Genomic DNA, 12,353 nt, shown 5'->3' on the forward strand with positions numbered 1-12,353 from the left:
GCCCTTGAGTACGCGGCGATTCTTCAACTGGAAGGCGGACGCGAGCGACCCGCACCGGCCTTGACCAGGTGCAGGCAACTGACGTCGGTTAGGGCGGATGTCAGACCAGAGTGCGCATCACTTTGAGGGTCTTTTCGATGTCTTCGGGCGTATTGATGATCCCGGCGGAAAAGCGCACGGTCGAATGCCGATAAGGCGTGGCGCTGGCAATGATTTTCTGCTCTTTGAGCCTGGCGACGATCTCTTTGGGGTCGCGGTCTTTGACATCACAGCAGACAAACCCGGCCGAGAACTCTGCAGACTGCGGCGTGTGCAAATACACGTTGGGCAGCTTCGCCAGTCCCTCCTTCAACTGCCCATTGAGTTCGGCGACCCGGTCGGCAATGCGCTTGCGGCCGATCTGCTCGATGAACTTGAACGCCTCGATCATGGCCCACTGGTTTTCGAACGCGAGAAAGCCACCAGGACTGACCCAGGCTGCCTGCGTCTGGCCCTGTGGATCGCGCTGTTGGCGCCAGGCATTGGCGGGTTCGGCGGCCATAATGGTGGGAATGGTCGGTGTGATGTGCGCCCACTGACCTTCGCGAGCCCAGACCAGACCGGTCCCGTGCGGGCCGAGAATCCATTTGTGTGTACCGGCGCTGAAAAAGTCGCAACCCAGGCTCGCCACCTGCGCCTCGGAACAGCCGAAGCCGTGCACGCCGTCGATCACGTAGATAATTCTGTCCGCTTCGGACCGATCACGATTGATCCTAGCTACCAGTGCACCTATTTCTCGCGCCGGCAAGCGTACGCCGGTGCCCGAATGCACCCAGGTCATGGCAAGAATGCGGGTTGCCGGTTTGATGGCTTTTTCAATGCGCGCGACGATGGCGTCGACACTGACATCGTCTGGTCCTTCATACAGGTCGATCCGGCGAATGCTGCCGCCCCACTTGAGGACCGCCAGACGCATCGCTTCGTCGTGGGTGTACCACTCGTGGTTGGTCGTCAGGATTTCCTGGTGGGGGGCCAGTTTCAGTCCGTTGTAGATCATCGACAGACCCTGCGTGGTGCTGGTCGTCAGTGCGATGTCCTCAGCGCGTCCGCCGGTATAGTCGGCAGCCGCGGCGCAGACCTTGCGCCAGACCATGTCCTGCGGTCTGGCGAACATGTTGTCTTCGAGGTAGGTGTACGGATTTTCGTCGAATGCCTGCCGGTGGCGCGCCATGGCATCGCGAACCGGCTTGGGGTTGGAAGCGAGAAAAAAGTTGGAAATGTGCACGAATTCAGGCGACAACTTGAACTGCGCTCGCACGGATGCCCAATCGTTGGGGTCCAGCACCGTCATCACGTCATTCTGAACAGGCTTGTTACCCGCCTGTGCGTTCGTCACACCTGCAATCATGCTGCCTCCAACCAGGGTCGCGCCAACCGAGACCCTCACGAATTCACGTCTTCCCAGACTCATACCTACTCCCTGTCGATTCATATTGAAGTGCGCGCAGGACGCGCAAACATAGCATTGAAAATACGCTGCCCATAGAGGCCGACGGCCAGGCCGATCACTATCAGTACCACCGCCATCACCTTGCTCGCCGGCACTTGCTCATGAAAGATCAAGACCGAGCCGAGCATGCCGAAAATCGGCACCAGCAGCGACAGTGGCGCGACCGTGGAAACCGGATAGGTTTTGAGCAGCGAGTTCCATATCCAGTAGGCGAACAATGTGTTCGGGTAAACCTGAAACAGGATCGACAGCACGGCGGTCGTATCGACCTGATTGACAAACGTGGTGTAGCCGGAGCTGCCGTTCACTGCGTAGTCGAGCGCGAACAACGGGATTGGTGCGAAGGCGCTGGACCAGACCAGAAACGCGAAGACCTCTTTGGTGCTGGCCTTTTTGTTGATGATATTGGCGACGCTCCATGAGGCTGCGCCCACCAGCACCAGCAGCACACCCGGCAGACTGACCGAACCGTCGCTGATCATGATGATGCACAACAACCCACCGAGTGCGATCAGCATGCCCAGCACCTGAAAGCGTGTCAGCGCTTCCTTGAACACCCAGCCGCCCAGCAGAATCGTGAAAAACGCGCTGAATTGCAGCACCAGCGAAGCGATGCCTGCCGATAGCCCGGCCTTGATGCCCAGGTTCACGATGCCCCACAGGCCGATGCCGAACACCAGTCCGTAACCGATGATGTAGCGCCACGGCACATTCGGTTTGCGGATGAAAAAGATCGCCGGTAACGCACAAAGACTGAAGCGGATGCCCGCCAGAATAAACGGGTCTACGGTGGCCAGTCCCAGCTTGATGACCGAGAAGTTGACACCCCAGATTGCCGTGATCAGGACAGCCAATACTACGTGCAGTGGTTTCATTGCTGTGTCGCCTTCATGAGGGTGGGGGGTGTCATGCGACGGATGTCAGGTTTGCCGTCAGGCGTACCCGGGAAAACAGCGTGTGCATCCAGGCCTTGGTCTGTAGCGGTTCGTAGGTTTTGACGATGCCTGCCAAAGGCGCTTCAAATGCCGAATAGGTCACATGGCCCGGCAGCGAGGCGCCCGGTTGCAACTCATTCCACTGCACGATGAAGGGACACGCGCGCAACTCGTCCGCCCCGTCGAGGCCCTGATAGATGCGCTCGCCGTGAGTGTGTCCGGGGAACACAAACCAGCCGAAACCCAGGTCGGGCTGCTGCTCGGTAAGCGGTGCAATATCCACTTCGCCCTCTACATGGATGCGCAACTCCAGCGACGGCAGATGGATGCCGGTGGCAAGCTCGTAGGTCGCGACGACGTCGGCGCCACCGACCCGGTTGCCGACTTCGAGGAACACCGGCTCGTCACCTTCCATAATGGCCTCCAGATGGAACGCGCCATTGCGGATCTGCACGGCTTCCAGCGCGGCACTGACCCATGCCTGCATCGGCGCGGTGGTCTCCAGATGCCAGGAACCCAATGGCTCGCCGCGCTCCATGTAATCCAGGCAGGTGCCGACGTATTGGCTGGAAAGCAGGGTGAGGATTCGCCCGTTCTGGACCAGACCGTCGAAGTGGCGGATGGGGCCGCTGATAAATTCTTCAACCTGAAATTCATCGATGCGCAGGGACAGATCACTGATCTTGCGCCGGATCTCGTCAAGGGCGCACGCAGGTTGCTGGTGAATACTGACGTCCATGCTCGAGGCGCCGCTGTGGGGTTTGAGGACGGTCGCGCCGTGCCACGGCACCTGCCCCTTGAGTGCCAGATAACGATCAAGCGCCATGAACCGCGGCACGCGTAGCTGCCGGGCCGCAACGGCAGCCTTCATATCCAGTTTGTTGCGCGCCAGATTCACCGCCGTCAGCGAAGCCCCTTCGACGTTCAGTGCTTCGCGAAGGCGTGCGGCGTCGAGCAATTCGTACTCGGACATCGAGATGATCCGGTCGAACCGCTGTGGCGACCGGGCCAGCCACTGTTGCGCTTCATCGTAAGCGCTGGCCTCGCCGGGCCGGGTCACTCGATGGCAGCGTAGTTCGGCCGGCAGCGTGTCGATCGCGGCTTGTTTGCCCAAATAGGTGACGTCGTGCAGGTCATGATCGATGCCACGGTGGTATTCGATGCGCGGGTAGGGCACCCGGTGAAGAATGAGAATTTTCATGCAAGCGGTCTCGAAGCGAAAAAGACAGGGATCAGGACGCAACCTTGAGGAGCAACCCGGACGATAGATTGCGCTCCAGCACAAGCAGCCACTGCTCGCGCAGCACTCGCACCAAGTCGCGGATATCTACCGATGAGTCATGCAGCGCAACGCAGGCATGGGCGACGAAGTCACTGTTGTCGCGGGGAGTGGCATGAATCAACCGCGTCTCACCAGCGACCCACGCGGTTTCGAGCAGGACAATATCTTGCTGGGCCAGCTTCAGTTGTTGTGCCGCCAGTGCCAGCGTTTGGTGAACCAGAGCCTCGATGTCGCCCAGTTCGGTCACATCGATCGTCACATCGCGCGGCACACCGAACATCACCGTCGCGGCGCTGCATGTGGCAGCAGGCAGCATGTCCGGCACTGGCCCGGCGAAGACCGAATCAACCCATGCCGCATAGAGGTCAAGGCCGTGTACGGCGTGTGCCAGCGTCCAGATTTTCATGCCGCCGGGACGCCGGTTCGGCTCGATCACAGCCGTCTGATAGCCGCTGTCGCTGAGTTTGATTTCATTGTGGAACGGCCCGATACGCTGGCCGACCAGCCGATTGACCTGCTCGCCAGCGTTGCGAATGGCTTGTCGTTCTTGCTCGGTGATGCGCGCCGGCAAGATTTGTGCGACCTCAACCGGGTAGCGTCCGCTGGCGCTGACCTTCTCAGTGACGAACCATAGCTTGCCCAGGCCGTCATAGGAGTACTCGCGGGTGAATGTAAGGAACGCTTCTGCCAGCACGCCACCGTCCAGATAAGGCTTCACTTCCTCAAACGCCTGCTCGCAGTCACCGCCCGGAGATACCACTACCACGCCACGATTGTTGCCCTCGCACGCAGGCTTGATGACGAAACTGCCTTCCTGGCGCACTGCGAAATTGCGTACATCGTTCAAGCAGTCGATCCGCACGAAGTCCGGCAGCGTGACCCCCAAAGGGTGAAGCTGAGGGCGGATGCGATCTTCGGCGATTCGATACGCCAGTTTGTCAAAGGCACCAAGTGCCAGCGCGGCATCATCAACCGGCAGTCCAAGGCGCTCCAGTAGCGCCGCGCCACTGGCCACGGCGTTGTCGGAAAAAACCATCCCTGCGCTGATCCGTGACGCATCTTCGCCCAAATGATCGAGCACTCGGCTGACGAAGTCCGGGTGCAATGGGTCGGCATCGATCACTCGATCGCTGATGGTCTGGTCATGGTCCTGGGGGTTGGCCCTGATCAGCCAGGTCTGCGCGCCCCATTGCTGGAGCGCGTAGTCACGCAGGTGCAGTACATCGCCGATCCGGCTCAGGTTGTAATCGACAATCAGCAATACAGGCGCTTGCAACGGCATGTTCGTCATCCTCATCCGTGGGGTGGTCATGGGCAGGAGTCATGTTCAGGTGACTGCTCACCGGTTTATCAGGCGCTCGGGACCTGATAGCGAATATCCAGCGCGGTGGCGCTGATGCTGGCCAGTCGTTCAAGCTCGGCTGTCCGGGTGGTACGGTCGAACGTCCATAACAATTGCCCCAGGAACACTTCGCGTGCGTGTGCAGGAATCACATCGCCTGCTTTCAACAGGATGTGCTGCACGACCGGGTCGAGCGGCAGCGCGTTGAGCGTCACTGAACTCAGCGTTCCGGGTTTGGCGAAATACACCCGAAAGAACGTCGCCACGGACTGTTCGCTGGTGCCATCGGCACTCCAGCCAAGCTGTGCCAGACGCTCAACGAGCGCTTCGCGCGGGCGCGCATCGTCCTGACTGGCGAGCAGTAGATCGAGCCACAGTGAAAGCATGCTGTGACCGTCGGTTACCGCCTCGACACTGTGCGAAATAAGGCTGCCGCCGACGCGCGGGTTGATTTCGATCAGGTCCCAGTGCTGCCCGGTGAAGCGTGCTTCCACGTGATAGCAGCCCCACTTGAGCTCCATGCAGCTCAGTACGTTTTTCAGCCATTGCAGGCCTGCGGCGATCTGCGCCTGGTCGAGACTTGCCGGCGGCGTGGTGCAACTGTCTTCAAGCACCGTGTCGGCGGTCTCGGTGACTTCGTATTTCTCATGGATGGCCACCACACTCGGCTGACCATCAACCAGCAGTGTCTCGAAACTGAATTCATTGCCGGCGATGTAATCTTCCGCCATGAACGTCAGCCCATCGTTGAACGCCGAGGCATACACCGTGTCGTCGGCCGAGGCCAGACGCAGGCTCTCGAGGGCATTCCACGTCGTGTCCTTGCGCATGGGGAAGGCCGCGTAGGAAGCGATCCCATGAATCGGTTTGATGAAATAGTGCTGATCCTTCGCTTTGAGCCGTTCCAGCACGGGCTCGGTCAGGGCGTAGGCGTTAGCGTGCGACAGGCCCGCTTCGGCCAGTCGGTTGCGTACATTGAGCTTGTTGCGCAGCGCCAATGCCTGGTCTGCGTCGATGTCATAAGTGCCGAGCGCAGCGTTGGCCGACGCCATCAGGTGGCGATAGCCTTCCCACACACTGATGCAGCAGGTGACCTGCTCGCCGGACTTGCGCAGTGTATCGAGGGCGATCTGCACATCTTCCAGTTTCAACTGGTGTGAGTCGCTGGTATAGAGCCGGTCCGCCCAAGCATGAATCTGCTCCAGGCGAGCCGGTACATGTTCTGGAAGCGGCAATGAAGACAGCACAAAGCACCGGAGCTGCCGTCGATGAAGTTCCTGCTTGAGGTCTTCCAGGAAAGAAAAGCCGCAGTGGCTCAGGATCAGAACACCGGGTCGATTTGAATTCATTGCCTGCTCCATGGCTTAAGCTGCCTGTTCTTGCGGCTTGGCCAGGGTGTTGATGTACAGCTCGCTGAAATACATCGCGAGGATCTTCTGGTGCTCCTCGAGGTAGCGTTTCAGTGCCGCGATGTCCTGCTCGCCCTTGATCAGGAAGCGCAGTGCCGCCCAGACTTCGCCAGGATGGTCATCATTGATGTCGGTGTGCGAGTGCGAAACCTGACCCACGATCTTGGTCTCCCCAACCGAGGTCTTCAGCGCTTCGAGTTTGCGCGGTTCAAGCTTCACGTTGACGTACTCGACCAGGTAGGAGTAAGCGACCACGCCGAGCGGTCCCTCGTGGTCCAGCAGATACGAGAAGAAACCGGCCAGCAGTTTGGTCGACAGGTACGGTTCGGTGGCGAGGAACTCCTCACGGCTAACGCCGACGCGCTTCAGGTCGTCGATGAACAGTTCGTCATGGAGCATTTCTTCCTGCTCGTAGTGCGCCCAGATCTGCGCCGCCGCCGGGCTGACCTTGGCCACTTCCACCAGTGCCTTGGATTCGGCTACTCGCAGCAGGCGGATACGCCAAGCGGTTTCGATCAGGTGGCGCTTGTAATACTCACTGTTAACGTCCTTGCCTTCCAGGTGAGCTGCTTGAGGTACGGTTGCGTACCATTGCTCTACTTGCACGTCGATAATCTTGTCGATCTCTGCGCGCAGATTTACCGAGCCAGCGGCGTTGAGGAAAGGAGTGGTATCACCATAGCCAACATTCTTTACACGGTTAAACATGTACTAAGTCCTTTTTTAGTTTGTTTGAAACGCTTTAATTACAACCACAGTTCAATCGCAACGCTTAGCCAATAACATCAATGGCTACTTCACCTTTTAACCGGCATTGACACGCCAGACGGTACTCTTCACCGCTGAAGCCCAGTATTTCGATAAAGGCTTCTTCGTCGTCATCGCGAGGACTAATTGCCTCGATGCCTGATGTCACCTTAATCAGGCAAGCGCCGCACGCACCTACACGACAGCCCAGCGGTATTATATTTTTGCCCCCGGATTCATACTCGATATCGGTGAATGGGGAATTAGTCGGCAACACAAACTCAAGTTGATGCGATGTGATCGTTAATGTGTGCAGTGCCATACATGCCTCATGTCATTATTAAAGTTTGTGTGGCAGGCACACAGTTTCTCACCACGTATATTCGGGCTGTGCAAGAACGTTTCAGGGGGTGGCTGGACTTAACCGGAAGTTAGCTCCAGGTATAACCAGTACAACAATGCTATTGCGCTGAAGGCTGCGCCTAACAGGCAAACGGCAACCCAGCCCAAGTGCACATACGTGTAAGTTGCCGTAATTGCGCCGACACCGCTGCCCACGGAGTAGAAGCACATATAGGCGCCCACCAGCCGGCTTTGCGCATCGGGCCGGGCGGCGAATATCAGGCTTTGGTTGGTCACATGCACCGCTTGCACAGCGAAGTCCAGCAGTACCACCCCGATGACCATGGCCAGCAGCGAGCTTTCAACAAACGCGGTGGGCAGCCATGACACGGTCAACAGCGCCAGCGCGATGCCTGTCGTGCGATTACCCAGGCCTTGATCGGCCAGCCTTCCGGCCCTTGCTGCAGCCAGCGCGCCGGCTACCCCAGCCAGACCGAACAGGCCTATCTGAGTGTGTGACAGCGACAGGGGAGGTGCGCTCAACGGCAATACCATTGCGGTCCACAGTACGCTGAATGCGGCGAATATCAGCAGGGCGAAGGTGCCCCTGACGCGCAGCGTCCGTTCGGTGATATACAGCTGCAGAACCGACCGCAGCAACTGCAAGTAACTGCCCTTGGCCGGTGGTGTGGTCGATGCTGGCATGGTGCGATACAGCACCAGTGCCATGCCGATCATCAAGGCTGCGGAAACGAAGTAAACGCCGCGCCATCCCGCCAGATCGGCTACCGCGCCCGATACGAAGCGCGCAAGCAGAATGCCCAGCACGACGCCACTGGTCACCGTGCCAATGGCTTCGCCACGTTGTTCCGGGCTGGCCAGCGTCGCAGCGTAGGCAACCACCACTTGCACGACGACCGCCATCAGCCCGACCAGCACCATCGCGCCGAGCAACATGCCCCAATCCTGTGCCAGCCCAACCGCGCACAAGGCAATGGCCGACAGCAGCATCTGCGTCAGGATCAGTCCCTTGCGATTGAGCAGATCTCCCAGCGGGACGATGAACAAAAGGCCTACTGCGTAACCAGCCTGAGTGGCGGTGACCACCACGCCGATAGTGCCGGGCGACACCGACAGGCTCGCAGCCATCGACTCCAGCAGCGGTTGTGCAAAGTAGACGTTAGCCACGGCCATGGCGCAGGTGATTGCGAAGAGAAATGTCTGGTAACGACTTAATCCGGTATTGGCCGCCTGTGTCAGAGGTGCTCGAACGCTGCCGCTGCTGGCTGATTTTTCGGCTTCGACGTCCATTTTCGAAGGCTTTTGAGGGTTCAACGTCATCATTCCATCCTTGGGAATCTGGTTTCCAAAGAAAACCGGTGCGTTGATTTTTATCAAAACTGGTTTTAATCTACAACTAGTTTTTACAGAATATTTTCTTCTGACGTTAGATCCTGTCTAACGCGCTCTTTCCCAAAATTGGAGACTCATGGCCAGACAGCTGCTACTGGCACAAAGCGAATGTCCCGTGGCCCGCACTCTCGAGGCCATCGGAGATCGTTGGGTGTTGATGATCATCCGTGATGCTTTCGATGATGTGCGTCGTTTCAGCGAATTCCAGAAACGTCTGGGGCTGGCGAAAAACATCCTCACGGTGAAACTCAAGAGATTGGTCGAGCTGGGCGTGTTCGAGGTGCAGCCAGCTTCCGATGGCACCGCTTACAAGGAATACGTGTTGACCGAGATGGGCCGTTCGGTTTTTCCCATTGTCATCAGCATGCGCCAATGGGGCGAGCGTTTCCTGTTCAGTAAGGGTGAGAGTTATTCGGTGTTGCTGGACAACGAACAATCGGAGCCGGTCGAGACCATTACGGTACGCTCCCGTGCGGGCAAGGTCTTGGGCCCGGCGGATTGCCATCGGCGCGTGGTCCGGCGCCGAAGTTGATGGCTGTCATTGTCTATGGCGCGGCAGGAAGCAGGAATCGCGCAATCACTGGCAAGTGATCGGAAATGCGCAACGTATCGTCCTGGCGCACCATCGCTTCGATTCGTTTGATCTTCGGGCTGTAGAAAAGATAGTCGACCGTGCGATCCGGGCCGTTGAGGCCGGGGTCGTTGGGGTAATGGGTCAGCCATTTGGCCCTGTCGATGCCGCCGGCTTCGTTGTTGGTCGGGATCATCGGATACTTGTCCCACAGCAGATGCAACTCGCTGTCGGCAGCGTAGGGCGTGCGGCGCTCGACGGGCAGGCGTCGGTACTGGCCCAGCGGCAACAGATTGAAATCGCCACCGATCAGCCAGGGCAGGCCTTGGCTTTCATACTTGTCGAGCACCTTGGCCACGGCAGCCATTTGCGCCTGCACGTTGCCGTCCGCCTGGCTGGCGCGCTGCAAGTGGGTGTTGAACACGGTCAGTTGTCCGCCATCGCTGAGCGGCAGTTTGACTGCCACCAAGGCGTCTTTGGGCTGGAACTGGCGGCTGATGAAGTTGCTCGGTGCTACGGGCAGTTGCAGGCGTTCGGCGTGTTCGATGCGATAGCGACTCAACGTCGCCAACTGGCGGCCGACGCTGCCGTAGATGTGGGGCTCGGGGACAAAATCGGCTTTCCAGTCGAAGGCGCTGGTGCTGCACGGGTACAGATCGGCGACGCGTTCCTGCAACAGTTTGAGCTGGTTCTGGTAGTCGCTGGCCTTGGCGCCGTCGTCGAGCTCCTGCAACAGCACCACATCGGGTTGTTCGTCGCGGATCACCCGCGCCACTTCATCGAGACTGAAAGCCATGTCTTCCTGAGTCGGCGCTTCGTCGTTGCCCTGAGCCAGATCATTCCAGAACACATAGCGCTTGCCAGCGAGGAACTGCACATTCCAGGTCATGACTTTCAATGCTTGCCCGGGCACCAGCGTCGGTGCGGTGGTGCCGCAACTGACCGGCAGGGTTTCGCGAGCGTCGGGGCGCCAGGTCAGGCTGAACAGCAGCACGCCGAACAGGACGCCGGCGAGGATGACGAGGAGCAGGGTGTAGCGCAGCAGACGGGTCATGGCTCGGCTTATAGCGTTACAGAAAGTGGCCCCGAGCATACCTGACGGCAGCGGCGAAGCCCAAGCACGGTGCGGTCAGACCGCTCCGTTACGTTTGTCAGGCAATTCGCTGATCAGCATGAACAGACGGAACAGCACGACGCTGGTGAACAGCTGCAGGAAGCTGTGGGCGCTGTCGATCAGTCCGGCAATCAGCGGATTCTGCGGTTCGGGGTACACCGCCAGCGTCGCGCCCTTGAGCAGCCATAGCGGCGTCATTACACAGAGAATGCACAGCAGAATGCGCCAGAAATGCCCGCGCGTCAGACGCAGGCTTTCCTTCATCGCCTGCAACGGCCCGAGGCCGCGCAGCACCAGCAGGTATTCGGCGAAGGCGAGCATGACCATCAGCATCAGGCCCGGCAGGAAATACAACGACAGGCCAAGCAGAATCAGCAAGGTATTGAGCGCGGTCAGCACGGCGAAGCGCGGCCACAGGGCGGCGGCCATCGCCAGCAGGTCGCGGTTGCGTGGCGCCTCGCCACGACTGCGTGCATCGAGAAACAGGATCAGTGCGGCGGTGTACAGCGGATACACCAGCAGGCCGACGATGATACTGACTCCGGCAAAGGTGTCCGGCCCGGTGGCGTGATCGACCGCCTGCTGCAAGAAAGCTTCGACGATCACCAGCGGCAGGCACAACTGCACGATGCTGCCCAGATGGCGTTTAAAAAAATACAGAGAGTCGCGCAGTACTTCGAGGGCATTCATCAGTCGGTATCGCAGGTCGAAAACAGTGGCTCACTTTAACCGATGCAACGCGGGGCGACACAAACGTAAACATTCGGTAAAGGCCATTGAAACGTTTTGTCACTGTCTCCATTACAGGAGAGCACCGCGCCCAGAGTGGGGGCGGGCACGTTATTACCGGCAATCTACGAGGTCGCCATGAACAGCGAAGAGCAAACCCTGATCGATGGACTGTTTTCCCGGCTGCAACAGGCCGAAACGGAGGCAGCCCCGCGCGACGCCCAGGCCGAGGCGCGGATCAAGGAACACCTGACGCGCCAACCGGCGGCAGGCTATTTCATGACCCAGGCGATTCTGGTGCAAGAGGCCGCGCTGAAAAGCCTCGACGAGCAGAACAAGCAACTGACCCAGCAAGTCCAGCGCCTGCAGGCCGAGCTGCAATCGGCCAAGGCCCAGAGCGGCGCACCGGCATCCAGCGGTGGCGGCGGTTTCCTGTCGAGCATTTTTGGCGGCGGCAATTCGCGTCCGGCGCCGAGCCAGAGCGCAGCACCATCGTCCTCCGGCGGCTGGCGCGAGCCGGCGCCGCAGCAGAACTTCGCCACCGCTCCGTCCAACTACGCGCAGCAGGCAGCCCCGGCGGCCGGCAACAGCTTCCTCGGCGGCGCGCTGAAAACCGCCGCAGGCGTGGCCGGCGGTGTGATGCTGGCGCAGGGCATCAGCAGCCTGTTCCATCACAACCAAGCACCTGAAGAAATCGTCGAGGTTATCAAGGAAGAACCGGCACAGGTCGCCGACCAGAGCAACAACGGCTGGGGCGATGATCAGCGCGTGGCGGACAACGGCTTCTCGGGCAATGACCAGGGCGGTTTCAACGACGCCGATTACAGCAGCGACAATTCGTCGTTCTTCGATGACGACGACTCCTTCGTCTGATTCACCATTCGTCCGGAGCCCTGCGGGGCTTCGGGCCGATTATTCGCGGAACCCTCCTTCGGGCTGGCATACTGAGCGCCTTTTTCAGGCCTGAACGCCTGACCCCG

12 protein-coding genes are annotated in these 12,353 nt (G+C 59.4%); 2 read left to right on the top strand and 10 right to left on the bottom strand.

Going from position 1 to position 12,353, the window contains the following annotated elements; genetic code table 11:
* Positions 1-100: 100 nt before the first annotated feature.
* The 8 genes from AC4IHP_RS11950 to AC4IHP_RS11985 all read right to left on the bottom strand — a co-directional run bounded on the left by AC4IHP_RS11950 (position 101) and on the right by AC4IHP_RS11985 (position 8,887).
* Entirely contained in the window at positions 101-1,375 is a 1,275-nt protein-coding gene (locus tag AC4IHP_RS11950) for an aminotransferase class V-fold PLP-dependent enzyme (RefSeq protein ID WP_252882726.1), read from the bottom strand.
* A 92-nt stretch (positions 1,376-1,467) separates the two neighbouring features.
* Positions 1,468-2,364, bottom strand: coding sequence for an EamA family transporter (locus AC4IHP_RS11955; RefSeq protein ID WP_460121629.1), 897 nt, complete (start codon positions 2,362-2,364; stop codon positions 1,468-1,470).
* Between the two features lie 31 nt (positions 2,365-2,395).
* On the bottom strand, positions 2,396-3,625 hold the full coding sequence (locus tag AC4IHP_RS11960) for an ATP-grasp domain-containing protein (RefSeq protein WP_490831762.1): 1,230 nt from the start codon (positions 3,623-3,625) through the stop codon (positions 2,396-2,398).
* A gap of 31 nt (positions 3,626-3,656) precedes the next feature.
* Positions 3,657-4,988 (bottom strand): ATP-grasp domain-containing protein, encoded by a 1,332-nt coding sequence (locus AC4IHP_RS11965; protein ID WP_252884876.1) that lies wholly within the window; start codon positions 4,986-4,988, stop codon positions 3,657-3,659.
* Between the two features lie 68 nt (positions 4,989-5,056).
* Positions 5,057-6,199, bottom strand: coding sequence for an ATP-grasp domain-containing protein (locus tag AC4IHP_RS11970; protein ID WP_490831763.1), 1,143 nt, complete (start codon positions 6,197-6,199; stop codon positions 5,057-5,059).
* A gap of 213 nt (positions 6,200-6,412) precedes the next feature.
* Positions 6,413-7,165: an iron-containing redox enzyme family protein gene (locus tag AC4IHP_RS11975; protein WP_150742290.1), complete on the bottom strand. Its 753-nt coding sequence runs from the start codon at positions 7,163-7,165 to the stop codon at positions 6,413-6,415.
* 64 nt (positions 7,166-7,229) lie between these two features.
* Positions 7,230-7,526, bottom strand: a complete 297-nt coding sequence (locus AC4IHP_RS11980; RefSeq protein WP_150742289.1) for a 2Fe-2S iron-sulfur cluster binding domain-containing protein — start codon at positions 7,524-7,526, stop codon at positions 7,230-7,232.
* A 98-nt stretch (positions 7,527-7,624) separates the two neighbouring features.
* The gene (locus AC4IHP_RS11985; protein ID WP_490831764.1) at positions 7,625-8,887 is read right to left on the bottom strand and encodes an MFS transporter; all 1,263 of its coding nucleotides are present in this window, start codon (positions 8,885-8,887) and stop codon (positions 7,625-7,627) included.
* A gap of 148 nt (positions 8,888-9,035) precedes the next feature.
* On the opposite strand from AC4IHP_RS11985, the gene AC4IHP_RS11990 reads away from it, so the two are divergent.
* Positions 9,036-9,491 (top strand): winged helix-turn-helix transcriptional regulator, encoded by a 456-nt coding sequence (locus AC4IHP_RS11990; protein WP_076564201.1) that lies wholly within the window; start codon positions 9,036-9,038, stop codon positions 9,489-9,491.
* Between the two features lie 13 nt (positions 9,492-9,504).
* Here the strand turns inward: AC4IHP_RS11990 and AC4IHP_RS11995 are convergent, their stop codons facing one another.
* Complete coding sequence (locus tag AC4IHP_RS11995; protein ID WP_460121627.1) at positions 9,505-10,584, bottom strand: endonuclease/exonuclease/phosphatase family protein; 1,080 nt, start codon at positions 10,582-10,584, stop codon at positions 9,505-9,507.
* 75 nt (positions 10,585-10,659) lie between these two features.
* Positions 10,660-11,334 (bottom strand): YciC family protein, encoded by a 675-nt coding sequence (locus AC4IHP_RS12000; RefSeq protein ID WP_490831765.1) that lies wholly within the window; start codon positions 11,332-11,334, stop codon positions 10,660-10,662.
* A gap of 177 nt (positions 11,335-11,511) precedes the next feature.
* On the opposite strand from AC4IHP_RS12000, the gene AC4IHP_RS12005 reads away from it, so the two are divergent.
* Positions 11,512-12,246, top strand: coding sequence for a DUF2076 domain-containing protein (locus AC4IHP_RS12005; RefSeq protein ID WP_490831766.1), 735 nt, complete (start codon positions 11,512-11,514; stop codon positions 12,244-12,246).
* Positions 12,247-12,353 lie beyond the last annotated feature (107 nt).

The organism is Pseudomonas sp. UF-293 (assembly GCF_058245595.1).

What these genes read in the sequence shown, in the direction of transcription:
- AC4IHP_RS11980 (WP_150742289.1), bottom strand. Translation starts at nt 7,526, where the DNA reads ATGGCACTGCACACATTAACGATCACATCGCATCAACTTGAGTTTGTG.
- AC4IHP_RS11985 (WP_490831764.1), bottom strand. Translation starts at nt 8,887, where the DNA reads ATGACGTTGAACCCTCAAAAGCCTTCGAAAATGGACGTCGAAGCCGAA.
- AC4IHP_RS11975 (WP_150742290.1), bottom strand. Translation starts at nt 7,165, where the DNA reads ATGTTTAACCGTGTAAAGAATGTTGGCTATGGTGATACCACTCCTTTC.
- AC4IHP_RS11955 (WP_460121629.1), bottom strand. Translation starts at nt 2,364, where the DNA reads ATGAAACCACTGCACGTAGTATTGGCTGTCCTGATCACGGCAATCTGG.
- AC4IHP_RS11990 (WP_076564201.1), top strand. Translation starts at nt 9,036, where the DNA reads ATGGCCAGACAGCTGCTACTGGCACAAAGCGAATGTCCCGTGGCCCGC.
- AC4IHP_RS12000 (WP_490831765.1), bottom strand. Translation starts at nt 11,334, where the DNA reads ATGAATGCCCTCGAAGTACTGCGCGACTCTCTGTATTTTTTTAAACGC.
- AC4IHP_RS11960 (WP_490831762.1), bottom strand. Translation starts at nt 3,625, where the DNA reads ATGAAAATTCTCATTCTTCACCGGGTGCCCTACCCGCGCATCGAATAC.
- AC4IHP_RS11995 (WP_460121627.1), bottom strand. Translation starts at nt 10,584, where the DNA reads ATGACCCGTCTGCTGCGCTACACCCTGCTCCTCGTCATCCTCGCCGGC.
- AC4IHP_RS12005 (WP_490831766.1), top strand. Translation starts at nt 11,512, where the DNA reads ATGAACAGCGAAGAGCAAACCCTGATCGATGGACTGTTTTCCCGGCTG.
- AC4IHP_RS11965 (WP_252884876.1), bottom strand. Translation starts at nt 4,988, where the DNA reads ATGCCGTTGCAAGCGCCTGTATTGCTGATTGTCGATTACAACCTGAGC.